The sequence below is a fragment of the Mucilaginibacter flavidus genome, from assembly GCF_024055575.1.
Taxonomy (GTDB): domain Bacteria; phylum Bacteroidota; class Bacteroidia; order Sphingobacteriales; family Sphingobacteriaceae; genus Mucilaginibacter; species Mucilaginibacter flavidus.
Map to the genome: position 1 here is coordinate 84,700 of NZ_JAMXOE010000004.1, position 15,742 is coordinate 100,441.

Here is a 15,742-nt window from a genome sequence, read left to right on the forward strand (position 1 = left end):
TTAATAAACAGGCACATGCATACGGAAACAAATATTGTTCCCCGTTTACGTGGCCGGTTTGAGGCAGAGCAAAACTCTTTTCATGAGGATTTTAACCCGGCGCCGGCAAATGCTATTGATACGTTTTCGGAGCGTGTTAATGCCGATGAAAATAAGGGGCCTGATGCGGACACCGAAACATCAACCTACCGCCCTGTGGCTAACACCACCCGGCGCGACAGCGGAATGAGACAGCAGCCCGATCCCGAACCAGAAGTACCTTCGCGGGTAACTTTTAGCGCTGCCAAAGCGGCATTTAGAAGGCCGGCTGCGTTTGAGGTTACCCCGGTTGCAGATAATGTTAAACCCGCTAACACGAACGCCAACAACCAGGAAAGCACAACTCTGAATGAACCGGGTTTACCTGGCAAGCAACAAACCGCAATGCCTTATCAGCATAATTTCAACTCAAATTCTCCGGCTAATTCTGTAAAAAGTAGTGAAGGCAGCTTGATGTGGCCCGAGCCGGACGCTCCGGAAAACAGGAGGGAAACTGCTTCGTTTACAGGTAAAAGAAAAAACACCGCGGCCGCCGAAAATATTGGATTGGGCGATGGTGCATCGAGCGTTCAAGTCAATAATCCTGTGCAACCGGCAATCGGTTTTAAAAGCCTGAACACCGGGGTGCAAAATAGTATCAATACTGTATCGCCCCCAAACCTAAGCAACGGCAATTTGCGCGATGGCGGCCAAAAGTCTTTCGGGCAAACGGCGCAGCCGGTTATAAAAGTAACTATCGGGCGTATAGAAGTTAAGGCAGTGCACCCGCAGGCCCCGGCTCCTGTTCAGCGCCGCGAGCCGCAAAAACCTATGCTTACGCTCGACGATTTTTTAAGTCAACATAAACGTAACGGACAATGAGTTCAGCCCTGGCAATCGCATCGGTTACACAAGTCCTCAAGGATTTGTTAAACAATGGAATTATCGACCGTGATGTATCAGGCGCCACCGGCGTCGATGTGGCGGTAACTTCTTTCCCGCCCGACAGGGTGCCAACTTCGGGTACCGACGAAAAAAGCCAGTTGAACCTGTTTATGTACATGGTATCGCAAAACCAGGGTTGGCGCAACCAGAATTTTCCATCGATGAACGCAAACGGCGACCGGATAACCAATCCATATCTCGCGCTCGATTTGCATTACCTGCTATCGGCATACAGCCCGTTTGAGCTTCACCAGGAAATATTATTGGGTTATGCCATGCAATTACTGTTCGAAAACCCGGTGCTGCCACGCGAGGCCATACGTAAATCGCTTACATCGCCGGTCGGCGGTTTTACAGGGGGCACGCTGCCGCCAAATTTGCGGTCGCTATCCACCTCGGGCCTTGCCGACCAGCTGGAAATGATTAAAATAGTGCCCGAGGTATTAAACACCGAAGAGATTTCAAAACTGTGGACTGCGTTTCAGACAAATTACCGGCCTACTACGGCTTACCGGGTAACAGTTGTACTGATAGAGAGCGAAAAATCAACCAAAACAGCCTTGCCTGTTAAGCAACGCAACCTGTATGTTCAGCCATTTAAAACCCCCGTTATAAATGACATTCAGTCCCAATCGGCACCTGGTCAGCCGGTTGTTGAGAATCAGAAGATATTGAAAGGCTATACCTTGATTATCGATGGTGAACAACTTGACGCAGATGTTGTACATATTAACATCGACGACCTGGTAATTATTCCGAATAAAACTGACGTAACCGATACCAGGATATCATTCGTTTTGCCCGCCAATTTACCAGCAGGTATTCACGAAATAACAGTAAGCCATCCCGCATTAATGGGCTCGCCACCGGCACAGCACAAAGGTATTACTTCAGCTCCGGCGACATTTGCGCTTTGCCCGGTAATAACTGCATTGATTAGCATATCGGGTATCGTTCATAGTGGCGGCAGGTTATCGGCCGACCTTAAATTAAAAGTCAGCCCCATTGCCGACCCCGATCAAACTATATTTTTAATATTGAATCAATATTTTCCGGGGGGCACCGGCAGCGCAACGGCTCTATCGTATAGTTTTAAAGCGCAGCTTATAGAACTGTCAAGCCCCCCAGTACCTACTGCCAGTATATTAGTGCACATTAGCGGGGTAGTGCCGGGTAAATACCTGGCGCGCATTCAAATTGATGGAGCCGAAAGCCCATTGCATACCGACGCAAACGGTAAATACAATACCCCGCTTATCACTTTAGTATAAACACCACGCCGCAAGGCAGACTATGGCAATCAACAAATTGACAAACTGGAACGAGGCGAACCAACGCTACCTGATGGCATCATTAAAAATGGTGCAACAAGAGCTGGAGCGCGCGCTGCCGGATGGCGATGTGCGGAAAACGCCGGGAGCCGCGACAATAAATGTTGAACAGCAACTGTTGGAGGCGCGCGAAAACCTGCCAGCACCCGCAACACTCGATGTGCTTGCTGACACGCTAAACCTTTCATCGTTCGAGAAAAAAATAATATTAACCTGTGCCGGGGTTGAGCTTGACGGCGGCTTTGGCAAACTGGTTAACCGGTTGCAGGGTTCGGCATCAACCATGCTGCCTTCTTTCGGTATGGCGCTTTCGGTATTTCCTGACGCACATTGGAGCGCGCTGGCCCCGAATTCGCCGCTGCGTTATTGGCGGATAATTGAATTGATTGACTACAACAACGGGCAGATGCTGACAAAAAATCACCTGAAGCTTGATGAAAATATATTGTTTTACCTAACCGGTGTATTGCAGCTTGATGAGCGCCTGCGCCGGATAGTTGAACCGCTTACTGATAAAACAGAATTGGTGCCATCGCACCTGGTGCTGGCCGGTAATATTATTGAAGCCTGCTCAAACCGTGCCGAATTTTCGCGGTTGCCGGTTATGCAGTTGGGCGGCGAAAATATTACTGACAAAGCAGCCATTGCCACCCACGTTTGTGACGTTTTAGGGCTTGATTTATATAGTATATCAGCTCACTCTATCCCGCACCAATCGCAGGAAATTGCCGAATGGGTACGGCTTTGGAACAGGCACGCTGCCCTGGCATCAGCTGCATTAATGGTTGATCTTTCGGCGATGGACGCTTTTGATAAGGAACGGGCTACCGCGATAAGCTGGCTGATTGAAAATGTTAGCGGGATGTTGTTTATAAACACATCACAATGGGCGCCAAAATTGATGCGCCCGGTAATGGTGTCGAATGTTAACAAACCATTCCCGGCCGAACAGCTGATGCTTTGGAAATTTAACCTCGGCAAGCCAGTTGAGCAGCCTGATTTGCAACTGGAAAAACTTACATCACAATTTGACCTGAGTACAAAAACTATAAACCTTGCCGGTGCAGAGGCGAAGTTATTTACAGGCGAGCAAGCCGACGGAGATTTTACTGACAAACTATGGAAAACCTGCTGTAAACACACACGCCCGCAGGTGGACGAACTTGCACAGCGTATTGAATCATCGGCTGGTTGGGATGATATTGTATTGCCAGCTGACCAAAAGGACATTTTACGGGAAGTAGCCGCACAGGTAAGTAACCGAAACAAGGTTTACGATGAATGGGGCTTTGCAACCAAGGGGCCGCGCGGGCTGGGTATCAGCGTACTTTTTACAGGTGAGAGCGGAACGGGGAAAACCCTCGCATCCGAAGTACTGGCAAATGCACTGAACCTTGATTTATTCAGGATTGATTTGAGCCAGGTGGTAAACAAATACATCGGCGAAACCGAAAAAAACCTTAAAAGGATATTTGATGCTGCCGAAGCTGGTGGCGCAGTGCTGCTGTTTGATGAGGCCGACGCTTTATTTGGCAAACGCAGCGAAGTCAAAGACAGCCACGACCGCTACGGCAATATTGAAGTAAGCTATCTACTGCAGCGGATGGAGGCATACCGGGGATTGGCAATACTGACTACCAATATGCGGTCATCAATGGATAAGGCATTTTTACGGAGGATCAGGTTTGTGGTGCAATTCCCGTTCCCCGATGCGGTCCAGCGGGCCGAAATATGGAAAAGGGTTTTCCCGGCAGGCACGCCAACCCGCGACCTCGATATCAGCAGATTATCAAGGCTAAATATCCCCGGCGGTAATATCCGCAATATAGCCATGAACGCAGCATTTATTGCGGCGCACGAGGGACGATCGGTGCAGATGTCGCACATATCGCGGGCTGCCCACAGCGAGTATACCAAGCTTGAGAAGCCATTAAATAATAACGAAATAGGCGCAATACGATGAATAACGATATCGAACTGCATATTGAAGAATTGATACTACACGGAATTGCCCCCGGCGATACCTTTCGCATAGGCCAGGCCGTGCAGGCAGAACTAACCCGTTTATTGCAAATGCATGGCCTGCCATCTTCTTTATCTGCTGAAGCCGAATTTGGCGAACTTTCAGTAGGCCAGTTTAATGTTGCAGAAAATGTAAGGCCAAACGCTGTCGGCAACCAAATAGCAGGCTCGGTATTTAAAGGATTGCAACGCACGCAAGTGGGATAAAGATTTAGAACCAAGAGCCAGGAATCAAGATAAAGAGGTAAACGTTATATGAACAGCAACATAGGCACATTTCCGGGTTCGCCCAACATTTTGAAGGGCGGCATAGCGCTGATTGACCCTGGTACTTCGAGTATCATCAGGATAATCACGCTGCAATATAACCCCGATAGCATCTCTCGTACTTTGCAGGTGCAGGGTGTTGGCGGCGGCAACAGTCACCGTTCGGAAGCTTTGCGCCTGATGGGGCCACCGGTAGAGACGATAAAGATCGATGCAGAGATTGATGCAACCGACCAGCTCGAAATGGTAAAAAATGCCAGTGATACGGTGATAAAATCGGGCATCTTATCGCAACTTGCCGCTTTAGAAACCATGATTTACCCGTCCAGTTCACAAATTATAAGTAACAATACGCTTAGCAACATTGGCACGCTCGAAATAGCGCCGATGGAAACAGCGCTTACACTGTTTATCTGGAACAAAAACAGGATTCTGCCTGTACGTATTACCGATTTCAGCGTTACCGAAGAAGCCTTCGATGTAAATCTTAATCCCATTCGCGCCAAGGTTAGCCTGGGCATGCGGGTGTTGAATATTGATGACCTTGACTACAATCATAAAGGCAGCAGCCTTTATATGAGTTATCAGCAAAACAAGGAAGCGCTGGCCGGTATGTTTGCAGGTGGCAGTCTTAGCCAGCTCGGTATAAAATCAATACCGTAGTTAGAATCAAGAGTCAAGAACCAAGAGTCAACTAAACCAGTTCAAACTAACTCCCGGCTTTTTAAATAATTACTAATCATCAACCCATGGTAAACCAAAACCCACTACAGGCAATTTTACAGCAAACCGGGCAAAAAATAAGCTATTTTACCCCAGGCAGCCGTTACTATCCGATTGATACCGCAACGATAGAAACCGCCGACGGGAGAACGGTTAACTACCTGCGCCGGCGCTTTATCCCGCCCGCATCAAGTTTTTATTTGCTGCAATATCATACCGTAGTTAAAGACGAACGGCTGGACAATATCACTAGTCAATACATTAACGACCCAACCTTATTCTGGCAGCTTTGCGACGCCAACATCGCGATGGATCCTGATGATTTAACCAATACACCAGGACAGCAAATACGCATAACCTTACCACAGGGCATACAAGGTAACAGGTAAAACGGATGCTTAAAGGAATATACTTATCGTTAATGATTGGGCCGGGGGTGCCCGTACCGGCGCCCAAAGAACTGGTCGATTCGTTAAGCAGTTTGCAGGTAACAAGCAGTAAAGACAGGAGCGGTTTTCAGATGTCGTTTACGGTTGCAAAGAACTCATTATTGTTGACCACCTTGTTGCCTGCCGGCTATTTTGATCCGATTATTACCAGGGTAATGATAATTGTCACTTTGAATGGTATCCCCAATGTTATTATGGATGGTTTGATAACTCACCAGGAATATGCCCCCTCAAACGACCCGGGGCAATCAAAAATAACTATTACCGGCGAGGACCTTAGCCTTGCGATGGATATTGTGGACCTTGTAATTCCATATCCGGTTTTACCAGAAGTAGCTATATTGAACCTGATACTGGCAAAATATGCGTTCCTGGGTATTATACCGCTGGTTATACCGCCAATTATCCCTATTGTTGACTCTCCTACCAACAAGTGGCGCACACAGCGGGGGACAGACAGGGCATATATAAAGCAACTTGCCCAGCAAAACGGTTACATATTTTTTGTAGAACCGGGGCCCTTGCCGGGGCAAAGCATCGCATACTTTGGGCCCGACGTTAATGCGCCGATACCTCAGCCTGCTTTAACCATCAACATGGATTCTGCAACTAATGTCGAATCGATGAGCTTCTCGCTGGACGGGCAGGCGAAAAAAATACGCATCTTCACCATACTCGACCCGGTTACCGGGGCAATCCCGATACCTATCCCGGTGCCAAATGTAAATGCATTTAAACCTCCATTGGGTTTACGGCCTACGCCGCCAGCAAAAATTGAGATATCGAAAGAAGGCTCAAAAGTAAGCCCTGCAAAGGCTGCCCAAACCATACTTGGTTTTATGATGAACAACTCGACAGCCATAAACGCCACCGGCTCGTTGGATGTTTTGCGGTACGAGCACATGCTGCGGTCGCGCCTGATGGTTGGGGTAAGGGGGGCCGGGCTGGCGTACGACGGGATGTATTATGTTGACAGCGTAACCCACAATATTAAACCAGGCGAATACAAACAAAACTTTACCCTATCGCGCGATGGGTTGATTTCAAATACACCATTAGTACTACCATGAGCGACCAAAAATATTATGGCAAATACAGGGGCACAATATTGGTAAACGTGGATCCCGAGTTTAGGGGACGTGTTACCCTGGAAGTGCCCGACGTGCTAAGCCTTATACCCTCGACCTGGGCCGAGCCCTGTGTGCCCCTTGCCGGGCCAACCGGGCCGCCAATGGGTGCATACATGGTGCCGCCACCTGGCACACCCGTATGGGTTGAATTTGAACAGGGTGACCCCGATTACCCGATATGGTCGGGCTGCCGGTGGGGGAGCTCGGGAAGTATACCGCCGCTGGCGTATGCCGGGCTGCCAATATCGCCAAACATTGTGTTTCAAACGGCCGGGCAAAATTCATTGATAATTAGTGACCTGCCGGGGCCTACGGGTGGCATTATGCTCAAGAGCACAACAGGGGCGTCTATAATAGTAAATGATACAGGAATTTATATCCAAAACGGAAAAGGCGCCAGCATAATTATGACGGGGCCAACCATAACTGTTAACCAGGGAGCACTGACCATCACTTAAAATGCTGATTTTATATCATTTACATATAGGCTTGCGTTTTACCCCACCAAAATTCTCTCCAACCGAGAGGACTTCTGCTTCGCCTTCCATTGGACCCTCTCCTTTGGAGATGGCGGGGCGAGGTGCAAAACATTAAATTATGACTAATACAAATAACTGCTGATGCCGGGACCAATTTTACACCAGGGAGCTACAGTACTCTGCGCGCACGGCGGACAGGCACAACCAACCACGCCGGCCCCAAGGGTAATGGTGACCGGGATGCCGGTGACTACACAGCCGGCGCCATATGTTGTAGCAGGTTGCCCCTTTGTAGTGGCCGGCGCCCCGGTGCCCTGTGTTACCGCCCAATGGGTAACCGCATCGGTAAGGGTGCTGGTTATGGGGATGCCGGTATTATTGCTGGATAGCCAGGCCATATGTGTTCCAAACGGAACACCGTTGATGATAGTGCAAACGCAGGTGAGGGTGATAGCCACATAATGGGTGTGAGTAGGTAGAGGTGAGTAGCAGTCGAACTGTCCACCTTGATTTCTTGGCTCTTGACTCTTGGTTCTAAAATCTTGATTCTAACTCGAAAAATATGAACATAAAATATCCTTTCCAGTTCGATAACAGCGGCCACACAGCCGTAACCGATGATAACAGCCATATCCGCGAGTTAATTGAGGAGGTATTGTTTACCATACCCGGCGAAAGGGTTAACCGGCCAACGTTTGGAACTAATTTAATGCAGCTTGTTTTTCAGCCTAATAGCAGCGAATTGGCTGCAACCACGCAATTTATGGTGCAGGGCGCATTGCAGCAATGGCTGGGCGACCTGATAGCCGTGAGTGATGTAAGTGTTGAAAACCAGGATTCGACCATATTGGTAACTGTGGCATATACCGTGCGCAGTACCCAACAGAGTTTTATCACACAATTCTCAAGTTAACAAATAAAATTGTGAATTATTCATGCTGTAACAATTCCCGCCGCGACGCTGTAAAGGCACATCCTTACCTAAACGGTATCGATTTCCTGGAAGTGCTGGATAACCCTGCCGACCCGTTTGACAAGCGGCAGACTACGTTATTTGTTCATTTCCTGAAACCTGTTGCTGCCGGAAGCCTTGAGGTTAAAAACATAATAATTACCGGCGGCGACCGCGTGCAACACGTTAAAGTTACCGAAGTCACTTTTGTATCGCCTGCCGATACGCCGTTCTCGCCACCGGGCGACTACAGCAAAAATATTATTGCCGTAAAAGTTAACGCAGCCGGGGACTTTTCAACCTATACTTTAAAACTTGTGCAGGATGCGGAACATTTGTTGCCGCCAGCAGGTTTCGATCCGGTGTTGTCTGCTGTCGATTTCTCGTTCAAGGTGTTATGCACCAGTGATTTTGACTGCAAACCCGGTTGCGATTGCGAAGAAGAGCAGCCGCCCGTACCGTCCATTAATTACCTGGCTAAAGACTATGCCAGTTTCAGGCAACTGATGCTCGACAGGATGGCCCTGCTGCTGCCCAGTTGGACCGAAAGGCACCCTGCCGATCTGGGCGTTGCGCTGGTTGAATTGTTAGCATATACCGGCGATTACTTGAGCTACAAACAGGATGCAATAGCTACCGAAGCGTACCTTGGCACTGCCCGCCGGCGTGTATCGGTAAGGCGGCATGTGCGCCTCGTTGATTACTTTATGAGCGACGGCTGCAATGCGCGTACCTGGGTACAGGTAAAGGTTGGTGATGGGGTTTTTGGGTTGCAGCTAAACAGACAGAACAACGGCTTTGCTACCAGTATTCTTTCGCGCGTTAAAACTTTGCCTAATGATACCTCGGTGTTCAATCCTGATTCACAGGAATATCAATCTGCAATAAATGCGGGCGCACAGGTTTTTGAGCTGATGCAGGATGTTACCCTGTACACTGATCACAATCAAATTGAGTTTTACACCTGGGGCGATTCGGAATGCTGCCTTCCAAAAGGAGCCACAAGTGCAACGCTTAACGGGAGCTTCCCGAACCTTAAACCCGGCCAGGTTGTTATTTTGAAAGAGATAGCCGGGCCACAAACCGGCGCCGCGGAGGATGCAGACCCATCGCATTGCTACGCAGTTTGTTTAACATCGGTAACCCTGTCGCACGACCCGCTTTACGGCAATATTGCTTCACCGGCTGACCCCGGACTGGACGTTACCGAAATAACCTGGAGCAATGCTGATGCATTGCCTGCGCCTTTATGCATATCATCGCGCAATGGCACCAATTCATATAACAACACCAGCGTAGTGCTTGGTAACATTGTGCTTACCGATTATGGCCTAACCATAACCGACACAAATACGAGTTCACTGATACCATCGATGGTGCCCGAAGCAAACCCGGCGCTCGATTCGCTTGCCGGTTCATGCGGCAGCCATTGCGAGCAGCCGGTAGTGGTGCATACCCCGCCGCGTTTTCGCCCGCAATTGGCAAGGGGGCCTTTAACCCAGGCTGCACCATTCGATGTGAAGGCTGCTGTTACATCGGCTACGGCTTGTATGCAATGGGCTCTCAAGGATGTTATCCCTGCTATCACCCTTACCCAATATGATCCGGCTGTACACGGTGGTGTTACCTGGCACCCATTACGCGATCTTTTATACATCAATGGCGATACACCTGGTTTTGTGGCCGAAGTGGAATCAGACGGTTCAACCTTCCTGCGTTTTGGTAACGATTTGCAGGGGATGCGGCCAATAACTGGCAGCGAGTTTGTAGCTAATTATCGCATAGGCAATGGCGCTATGGGTAATGTTGGGGCAAACTCGTTGGCTTACTTAGTCACCCGTGATACGGCTGTTTTAACCCACGTACATGCTGTAGCGAATCCAATGCCCGCACATGGCGGCGTTGAGCCCGAGAGCATAGAGCAGGCCAGGCAAAATGCACCGCAAGCTTTCCGCACGCAGGAGCGGGCGGTTACGGCCGACGACTATGCCAGTTTTGCAGAAAAATCTAACCCGAACATACAGGAAGCTGTTTGCACCTTCAGGTGGACCGGAAGCTGGCGGACGGCCTTTGTAAGCGTTGACCCAACGCCAGTATTAAAAGTGGACGACGAATTTAAAACCGGTTTACTGAGCAGCCTGGAGCCTTACCGCATGGCGGGGATGGATTTGGATGTTGATGGGCCGGTATATGTATCGCTCGAAATAAATATGACGGTTTGTGTTACCGCCGGCTATTTTGCCAACGATGTTAAAGCCGCCTTGCTGAACTTGTTCAGTAACCGCAAGCTGTCGAACGGAAAAACCGGCGTGTTTTTTCCTGATAATTTTTCATTCGGGCAAACGGTATACCTGAGCCCGCTATACGCTGCCGCGCAGGATGTACCGGGCGTCGACTTTGTACAGATCACGACCTTCAGGCGGCAGGATGATGTTACCAGCAACGGTATACCCGATGGCAAGCTGGAGCTCAACAGGCTTGAAATTGCACGCCTGGATAATGACCCTAACTTCCCCGACCGGGGTATTTTTAAACTGACTATGAACGGTGGAAAATGAGTAATTCAAATACCTGCAATTGTTGTGAAGGGCTAACAACCGAAACACCGGGAGTGGTAACTAACCGCCCCGGCCTGAACGCAGTAGCTTACCGCGTGGGCACCCAGCCTTTGTTTAAAGAAAGCATGCTGGCCCAATTGTCTACCTCCAAACAGCCGGCGCTTTATCCTTTAACAACCCGCAACAACGACGATTTTGGTATTGCGCTGCTGGATGCATGGGCAATGGTGGCCGATATACTTACCTTTTACCAGGAAAGAATCGCCAATGAATCGTACCTGAGAACTGCTACTGAAAGGATGTCGGTACTGGAACTGGCAAGGCTGATTGGCTACGAATTTCAACCAGGGCTGGCGGCGGGAACTTACTTAAGTTTCATCATCAATTCATCGTTACCGGTACCAGGTCAGGCAGCTATCGCCCGGATGCCGGTTGTGCAGGTTAACACAGGCACAAAAGTACAAAGCGTACCCTCCCCAGGCGAGCAGGCGCAAACCTTTGAAACAGTTGAAGATGTTGAGGCCCGCGTGGAATGGAACGCCATAATGCCGCAGCTCACCAGGAAACAAGTCCTCGGCACCGACAGTAATACCATACTTTTAAGCGGCATAGCAACCGTGCTAAACCCTGGCGACACCCTGTTAATAAAAAGCAGCGCGGCAAGTAAAATAAGAAAAGTACTATCAGCAATAGCCGACCCCAAGGCAAATACCACGCTGGTTACCCTGGCGGCACAATCGCCTGCGGGCAGCGATGTAGGAACTATTGCAGCAACCAGCGTCGGGATTGGCAAGATAAACACCTTTCCGGCAAATACTGCCCTTACCGAAGCGGTTATAAAACAAATTATAGCGTCAATCTGGACAGCCGAAGACCTGCTCACCGTGGTGGGTATGCAAAAATGGTCGATGAATGATTTGGCACTGGGAATAGCGAATGTTTTATCACAACCATCGGCTAACGATACACAGGTTTTTGTAATGCGCCAGCGGGCTTTCATATTTGGCTACAACGCGCCGTTACAGGTTACGTATGATGGAAATCACCCGAAGGTGCCAAGCCTGTGGCAGGAGTGGGAACTTAAAGAAACGACAAGCACCATCTATTTAGATACCGCTTACGACAAAATATTGCCCGGAAGCTTCATCGCTGTACAACAACCTGGCAATGCAATTGAATCGGCTGCTTTGGCCCAGGTTAAGCAAGCAAATGTTGCCTCGCGAAGTGATTATGGTTTAAGTGCCAAGACTACAGCCTTAACACTTGCCAGCGCCCTTCAGTGGTGGACGCCGGACTCAAACAGCCCGGTCCTTATCAATGTTATCCGCCAGATTACAGTTTATGCCCAAAGCGAACAGCTTACTTTGGCCGATGTGCCAATAACGGATGCCATTGCAGGCAACCATGTTACCCTCGGTAGCTTCCTGCCCGAATTAAGCATCGGTCAAAACGCAATATTGGCGGGTAACAGGGACGACCTACCCGGCACTGTTGCCAGCGAACTGATCACCCTAAAAAAAGTAACCATTGAGCAGGGCTTGACCAAACTGGTTTTTGTTAATTCATTAGCGTATTCATATACCATTAACTCGGTAACCATAAACGCAAACGTGGCTGCCGCAACGCACGGCGAATCGGTTTTGGAAACGCTGGGCAGCGGCGATGCTACCCAGGTGTTCCAGCAATTCACTTTAAAACAGCCACCGTTAACCTATACCAGTTCGGAAAGTGCAAACGGCATAGCCACTACGCTCGAAATAAGAGTTAATGATTTATTGTGGAAAGAGGCGCCTTATTTTTACTTGCACGGCCCCGACGAAAAAATTTATATAACCCGCATGGACGATGCCGGCAATACCACCGTAATTTTTGGCGATGGCATTACCGGATCGCGCCTGCCATCGGGCATAAGTAATATAAAGGCGACATACCGCAAAGGGATAGGGCTTGACGGCCTGGTTAACGCAAACCAGCTAACTCAAATGCTAAACGCGCCGGCCGGGGTTAAATCGGTAAACAACCCGATTGCAGCCAATGGCGCCGCCGACCCCGAAACCATTAAGGACGCCCGTGGAAATGCCACGCTACCGATAATGACGCTGGACAGGGTAGTGTCGCTTAAAGACTATGAAGATTTTTCCCGCGCCTTTGCAGGGATCGGCAAGGCGCTGGCTACCTGGACCTGGAGCGCGCAAAAACGCTGCGTTTTTTTAACCGTGGCAGGTGTAAATGGCGCATTGATTGATGCCAACGGCACTAAAAATCTAAAATCTGCTATATGGAACGTCGGCGATCCGGATGTTCCTTTGACCGTCGTTTCGTTTCAACCTAAGTTTTTTGTGATTGAAGGAAATTTGATATTAGACCCAATATATCTGCCAGCTGATGTAATAGCTGATGTGGAAGCGGCCCTGCTGGATAATTTCTCGTTCAGCAAACGCAGTTTCGGGCAGTCGGTGGCATATAGCGAGGTAGTTGCAGTGATACAGGATATAAAAGGCGTTGTGGCTGCTGATTTGACTGCATTCAGGCTTTCTTCCGACCCAGTGGCCACACCGGTACAGCAGCGGCTTGATGCCAATGTGCCCATACCGGGTGCAAACTCGGCATCGCCTGCTGAATTATTAACTATCGATGCCGGCTCTTTAAAATTTAATGTAATCCCGTCATGAGCTTTAACCTGGAAAAATTATACGAACTGCTTCCATCCATCTATCGCCTGCGCGATATAGAGACAGGGAAAAACACGGTAAACCAGAGTGTTGCGAAGTATATCGGTGAGCTGCAAATACAGTTAAACGGGCTTGCCGACCAATATGGTCAGCAGGCAGCAGATATCCGCCGGGAAATTGACGAGCAGCAACGTGGGCCTTTAAAAGCTTTGCTTGCTGTAATTGCCGGGCAGTTGGATGTGCTGGATGAAAACCTGGAGCAATTATACGACGACCAATTTATAGAAACCTGCGCCGAATGGGTTGTCCCTTACATCGGCGACCTGATAGGTACACGCGGTTTATTGTCCATTTCGGATGCTGAATTTAGCCAGCGACCTGTTGTTGCCAACACTATCGGTTACCGCAGGCGTAAAGGGACAGCATCGGTAGTTGAACAGCTTGCCCGCGATGTTACCGAATGGAATGCCAGCGTGGTTGAATACTTCCTGTTATTGGCCACTACCCAATACATGAACCATCTGCGTCCATCAAACGTTGCGATTGCTAACCTGCGCGACTGGAAATCGTTACTCTACATAAATACACCATTTGATACCATTCCGCACACGGCAGATGTAAGGCGTATTGAACGTAAACGGGGTAAATACAATATTCCGAACCTGGGCATATTTCTTTGGAGGATTGGCAGCCACCCGCTAACGCTGGCAACACCTTATAAGATCGACAGCCTGCGCTACCAGTTTGATGCGCTTGGCAAAGACACCCCTCTATACAACCTGCCCGAAGCGGAAGAAACGATCACCCATTTAGCAAAACCGGTTAACGTGCCTATACCCCTGGCACGCCGGATTTTACATAAGGAAATGACCACCTATTACGGAAAAGGGCTTAGCCTTTCGGTACAGGTAGGCAATAATATTGTCGACCCGGCTACAATTTCAATTTGCGACCTTGGCGATGAAAAAGATATCAACGGCAACGTAATCGGCTGGTACAATATGCCGGCTAGTAAAACAGCCATCGACCCGGTTTTGGGCAGGGTGGCGTTTGCATCGGCGCCGTCGCAGCCGGTAAAGGTGAGTTATCACTATGGCTTCACCGCCAACATGGGTGGCGGCGAGTACGGACGCCAGGACACGTTTACCACTGGCCTGCTTCCTTTACTCCGGGTACCTACCGACAAGCCAACCATACAACAGGCTATTGATGCATTATCAGTTTCGGGGGGCGTAGTTGAGGTTGAGTACAACGATTATTACTTTGAAACCCCGGTAATAAAAGTGCCCGCGAATAAAAAGATAGAACTTCGGGCAGCTGATGAATGCCGGCCGGTTTTGGTAGCAAGCGGCGGCATAGAGATTACCGGGGGCGATTCTTCGGACTTTATATTGAACGGTTTGCTGATAAGCGGTGGGTACATGCACGTACCTTTAATCGATAGCGGCAATCAGCCTAATAAATTATCAGGCTTTCAAATACAGCATTGCACGCTTGTGCCGGGCGCAACGCCTGCAATAGGTACTGTAACAGCGGCCCCGTCTATTCCCCGCCTCGTTGTTGAATTGCCGGGACTGAACGTGCAGGTTGATAAAAGCATTATTGGCCGTATACGGTCGGTAGATGGCGCGAACATCACCATAACAAACAGCATTGTTGATGCCATTGGCAAAACTGAAGTAGCATTTTCCGATTTGTCGGGCCAGGACGCAGGCGCATCGCTTTCGGTAACTAATACAACGGTTATCGGCAAAGTGTATACTATGGTAATGAACGCATCGGACAGTATATTTTTTGCGGCTTTATTAAAAAATGATACCTGGCCAGCCGCGGTTTTGGCCGAGCGACTGCAACAGGGCTGTGCGCGGTTTTCGTATTTCCCGCCGGGCTCTATTATTCCCAAGCCTTATAATTGCCAGCCTGCTACAGCCGGCGATAAGGTGCGCGTTCAGCCCCTGTTTACTTCGTTAAACTATGGCGACCCCGGCTATTGCCAGTTACATGCAATATGCCCCTGCGAGATAAAAGAAGGTGCCGATGACGCCGCCGAGATGGGCGCATTCCACAGCTTATACCAGCCGCAGCGCGTATCAAACTTGCGCGCCAGGCTTGATGAATATCTCCGCTTCAGTATGGAAGCGGGCATTTTTTATGGTTCATAATGAAACTGTTCATTAATTGATGGTAGTCGCCTCA

Annotated in this window: 13 protein-coding genes; all 13 read left to right on the forward strand. The window is 49.3% G+C overall.

The window, feature by feature from the left end; genetic code table 11:
- The first annotated feature begins 15 nt into the window (after positions 1–15).
- The 13 genes from NAF19_RS09580 to NAF19_RS09640 all read left to right on the forward strand — a co-directional run bounded on the left by NAF19_RS09580 (position 16) and on the right by NAF19_RS09640 (position 15,708).
- A complete protein-coding gene (locus NAF19_RS09580; protein ID WP_252789824.1) occupies positions 16–900 on the forward strand; it encodes a hypothetical protein in 885 nt (294 codons plus the stop codon).
- On the forward strand, positions 897–2,234 hold the full coding sequence (locus NAF19_RS09585; protein WP_252789825.1) for a Pvc16 family protein: 1,338 nt from the start codon (positions 897–899) through the stop codon (positions 2,232–2,234). The genes NAF19_RS09580 and NAF19_RS09585 overlap by 4 nt, the downstream gene beginning before the upstream one ends.
- Positions 2,235–2,256: 22 nt before the next feature.
- The gene (locus tag NAF19_RS09590) at positions 2,257–4,257 is read left to right on the forward strand and encodes an ATP-binding protein (RefSeq protein WP_252789826.1); all 2,001 of its coding nucleotides are present in this window, start codon (positions 2,257–2,259) and stop codon (positions 4,255–4,257) included.
- A complete protein-coding gene (locus NAF19_RS09595; protein ID WP_252789827.1) occupies positions 4,254–4,523 on the forward strand; it encodes a hypothetical protein in 270 nt (89 codons plus the stop codon). Before NAF19_RS09590 ends, NAF19_RS09595 begins: the two co-directional genes overlap by 4 nt.
- Positions 4,524–4,571: 48 nt before the next feature.
- Entirely contained in the window at positions 4,572–5,246 is a 675-nt protein-coding gene (locus NAF19_RS09600) for a hypothetical protein (RefSeq protein ID WP_252789828.1), read from the forward strand.
- An 86-nt stretch (positions 5,247–5,332) separates the two neighbouring features.
- Positions 5,333–5,695 carry a LysM peptidoglycan-binding domain-containing protein gene (locus NAF19_RS09605; protein ID WP_252789829.1) on the forward strand — a complete coding sequence of 121 codons (363 nt, stop codon included), beginning with the start codon at positions 5,333–5,335 and terminating at the stop codon, positions 5,693–5,695.
- A 5-nt stretch (positions 5,696–5,700) separates the two neighbouring features.
- On the forward strand, positions 5,701–6,825 hold the full coding sequence (locus NAF19_RS09610) for a hypothetical protein (protein WP_252789830.1): 1,125 nt from the start codon (positions 5,701–5,703) through the stop codon (positions 6,823–6,825).
- On the forward strand, positions 6,822–7,343 hold the full coding sequence (locus NAF19_RS09615; RefSeq protein WP_252789831.1) for a phage baseplate assembly protein V: 522 nt from the start codon (positions 6,822–6,824) through the stop codon (positions 7,341–7,343). Before NAF19_RS09610 ends, NAF19_RS09615 begins: the two co-directional genes overlap by 4 nt.
- A 162-nt stretch (positions 7,344–7,505) precedes the next feature.
- Positions 7,506–7,826, forward strand: coding sequence for a DUF4280 domain-containing protein (locus NAF19_RS09620; RefSeq protein ID WP_252789832.1), 321 nt, complete (start codon positions 7,506–7,508; stop codon positions 7,824–7,826).
- A 100-nt stretch (positions 7,827–7,926) separates the two neighbouring features.
- Positions 7,927–8,277: a GPW/gp25 family protein gene (locus NAF19_RS09625; protein WP_252789833.1), complete on the forward strand. Its 351-nt coding sequence runs from the start codon at positions 7,927–7,929 to the stop codon at positions 8,275–8,277.
- Between the two features lie 11 nt (positions 8,278–8,288).
- On the forward strand, positions 8,289–10,874 hold the full coding sequence (locus NAF19_RS30735; protein WP_252789834.1) for a putative baseplate assembly protein: 2,586 nt from the start codon (positions 8,289–8,291) through the stop codon (positions 10,872–10,874).
- Entirely contained in the window at positions 10,871–13,546 is a 2,676-nt protein-coding gene (locus tag NAF19_RS09635; protein ID WP_252789835.1) for a baseplate J/gp47 family protein, read from the forward strand. The genes NAF19_RS30735 and NAF19_RS09635 overlap by 4 nt, the downstream gene beginning before the upstream one ends.
- Complete coding sequence (locus NAF19_RS09640) at positions 13,543–15,708, forward strand: phage tail protein (RefSeq protein ID WP_252789836.1); 2,166 nt, start codon at positions 13,543–13,545, stop codon at positions 15,706–15,708. Before NAF19_RS09635 ends, NAF19_RS09640 begins: the two co-directional genes overlap by 4 nt.
- Positions 15,709–15,742: the final 34 nt, after the last annotated feature.

Coding starts and splice junctions, on each gene's coding strand:
- NAF19_RS09580 (WP_252789824.1), top strand. CDS start 16: ATGCATACGGAAACAAATATTGTTCCCCGTTTACGTGGCCGGTTTGAG.
- NAF19_RS09585 (WP_252789825.1), top strand. CDS start 897: ATGAGTTCAGCCCTGGCAATCGCATCGGTTACACAAGTCCTCAAGGAT.
- NAF19_RS09590 (WP_252789826.1), top strand. CDS start 2,257: ATGGCAATCAACAAATTGACAAACTGGAACGAGGCGAACCAACGCTAC.
- NAF19_RS09595 (WP_252789827.1), top strand. CDS start 4,254: ATGAATAACGATATCGAACTGCATATTGAAGAATTGATACTACACGGA.
- NAF19_RS09600 (WP_252789828.1), top strand. CDS start 4,572: ATGAACAGCAACATAGGCACATTTCCGGGTTCGCCCAACATTTTGAAG.
- NAF19_RS09605 (WP_252789829.1), top strand. CDS start 5,333: ATGGTAAACCAAAACCCACTACAGGCAATTTTACAGCAAACCGGGCAA.
- NAF19_RS09610 (WP_252789830.1), top strand. CDS start 5,701: ATGCTTAAAGGAATATACTTATCGTTAATGATTGGGCCGGGGGTGCCC.
- NAF19_RS09615 (WP_252789831.1), top strand. CDS start 6,822: ATGAGCGACCAAAAATATTATGGCAAATACAGGGGCACAATATTGGTA.
- NAF19_RS09620 (WP_252789832.1), top strand. CDS start 7,506: ATGCCGGGACCAATTTTACACCAGGGAGCTACAGTACTCTGCGCGCAC.
- NAF19_RS09625 (WP_252789833.1), top strand. CDS start 7,927: ATGAACATAAAATATCCTTTCCAGTTCGATAACAGCGGCCACACAGCC.
- NAF19_RS09635 (WP_252789835.1), top strand. CDS start 10,871: ATGAGTAATTCAAATACCTGCAATTGTTGTGAAGGGCTAACAACCGAA.
- NAF19_RS09640 (WP_252789836.1), top strand. CDS start 13,543: ATGAGCTTTAACCTGGAAAAATTATACGAACTGCTTCCATCCATCTAT.